Here is a 2,474-nt window from a genome sequence, read left to right on the forward strand (position 1 = left end):
ATCGGACAATCCATGGCCGTGGCGATTTCCTCGTAACTGAGACCGTCCACCTCCCTCAGGGTGATGGCCGTGCGCAGTTCGTCCGGCAATTCTTGGACAGTGGAAAACACCGTTTGTTCCACCTCTTCACGCATCATTTCCCTTTCGGGCGTGGCATTGTCATAGAGGCGTTCGGCCGTGGGGCCATAAACGGCATCCTCGATCGCCACATCGTCAGCGGGTGGACGTCGACCACGGGCCACCAGATGGTTCTTGGCCGTATTGACCGCAATCTTGTACATCCAGGTGTAAAACTGGCTGTCACCCCGGAACGAGCCCAGCGCGCGCCAGGCGCGCACGAAGGCTTCCTGGGCAATGTCCTCGCATTCGCTGCGATCGGAAACATAACGGGAAATCAGGCCGATCACTTTGTGCTGATACTTCCGCACCAGCAGGTCAAACGCGCCTTTCTCGCCATTTTGAACGCGCTTGACCAGCGCGCGATCCAGTTCGTTCTCGCCCATGCCGGGCCTGTCTCCTTTGGGGCTTGAAGGTCATCCCCTGATCGACTTGTACCAGGTTGTCCCCGGCAACGGCATGAGCGCCGATGCGCGTACTTCACGGACTGTGACCGGTAAAACCGGGCTGAGTTCTTCAACGACAATGGGGCCGGCAACGAGGGTCGTCAAGAACCACCGCCACAATCAGGCCGCCGTTTCTTGTCAGACGGCAGTTTCATTGCCGACCTGACGGCCAAACAGGCGCTGGCGTTCGGCCAGCATGCGGTCGAACGCCATGGAGGCCAGCGGTCGACAGAACAGGTAACCCTGCACCTCATCGCACCCGTGTTCACGCAGGAAACGCAGATGCGGCTCGATCTCGACACCCTCGGCCACCACATCACGATTGAGGTTGTGGGCCATCTCGATGGTGGCCTTGACGATCGCTTCGTCGTCCGGATCCACCCCGATATTGCGCACGAAACTCTGGTCGATCTTGATGCGTCGGGCTGGCAGTCGCCGCAGGTAATCCAGCGAGGCGTGTCCGGTCCCGAAATCGTCGATCGAAATCTGGCACCCGATCTGGTGCAGCGCTTCCATGTTCTCGATCAGATCGGACACCGTATCGACATTGATGCTCTCGGTGACTTCAAGTTCCAGACTGCCTGGATCCAATCCGCTGTCGCGCAGTGCAGCAGCAACGACCTCGGAAAGATTCTTCTGGCGCAACTGTACTGCCGACAGATTCACCCCGATGCGCAGTGGAAGTCCGTAGCGCTGCTGCCAGTTATACGCATCAACGCAAGCCGTGCGTAACACCCACTCGCCAATACCCACGATCAATCCGGATTCCTCGGCCAATGGGATGAAGAAGCCGGGGCTGATCATGCCCAGATCCGGATGCTCCCAGCGCACCAGCGCTTCCATCCCGACAATGTCTTCGGTCTTGGCGTCGATTTGTGGCTGGTAGAACACGCGCAGCTCGCCGTTCTGCTCGGCTTTGCGCAGATTGTTTTCAAGCGCGATGCGTTGCTGGTTGGAGTCCTCGGAAACCGCCTGGTAGATCTGGAAATTGTTGCGCCCCATGCTCTTGGCGTTGTACATCGCCACATCGGCATATCTGAGCAGATCATCGGTGGTGATCGCGTCACCCGGGTAGAAACTCACGCCAATCGAGGCCGTGATACGCAATTCAGAATTGCCCTCCAGCGACAGCGGCACCTCCATCAGGTTGACGATCTTTTCCGCGATGCGCTTGACGTCGTCACGCTGCGTGATGTGACGCAGAATCAGCGTGAACTCATCGCCTGCATAACGCGAAACGGTATCCGAACCGCGCACGGCCTTGCGCAGACGCTGCGCCACCGCATGCAGCACCTTGTCACCGACCGCATGACCTAGCGAATCGTTGATGTTCTTGAAGCGGTCCAGGTCCACGAATAGCACCGCAAACATCTCGCCGGTACGGTGGGCCTCGCGCAAGGTGGTTTCCATGCGGTCGTTGAACAGCAAGCGGTTCGGCAGTCCGGTGAGACTATCCTGAAGGCCCTTGGCCCGTCCCTGCTCGCGCGCACGCTGAAGTTCCAGGTCAAAACCGAATCGTGCCGCCGCAACGCGCAAGGTCTCGGCCAGCAAAGGCTGTCCGCGCCAGGTTTTCTCCGACCCGATCAGTAATGCGCCCAGCAGATTGCGTCGCTCGTCCAGCAGGGGCAACCCGGCGAATGCGCCAAAACCCATGGCATGGATGAATTCGTCGCTGCCGGCGAGCTGCGGGGTGATCGACGGCAACAGCACCGGGCGGCCATCCAGCACCAGTTTCAGGGTACCGCCCTGCAACGGGTCGGGCACCTCATCGGTAAAGCTCTTGCGCAACTCGCGATTGATCAGTTGCGGCCCTTCCATGTTCTCGACATGCGTCGAATAGACCGCGACATAATTCAGTTGCAGAAGATCGGCGAGCAGGCGTGCCGAGGTGGCCATGCGGCCCTCGCCAGT

At 59.5% G+C, this 2,474-nt stretch carries 2 protein-coding genes; both read right to left on the reverse strand.

Going from position 1 to position 2,474, the window contains the following annotated elements; all coding sequences use genetic code 11:
* The coding region (rpoE, locus tag PF446_RS01440; protein ID WP_298068977.1) for an RNA polymerase sigma factor RpoE at nt 1–503 on the reverse strand (503 nt) is incomplete at its 3' end.
* 198 nt (nt 504–701) lie between these two features.
* On the reverse strand, nt 702–2,474 hold a 1,773-nt coding region (locus PF446_RS01445), incomplete at its 5' end, for an EAL domain-containing protein (protein WP_298068979.1).

Origin of the sequence: Oleiagrimonas sp. (assembly GCF_027858935.1) — a bacterium.
Taxonomy (GTDB): Bacteria; Pseudomonadota; Gammaproteobacteria; order Xanthomonadales; family Rhodanobacteraceae; genus Oleiagrimonas.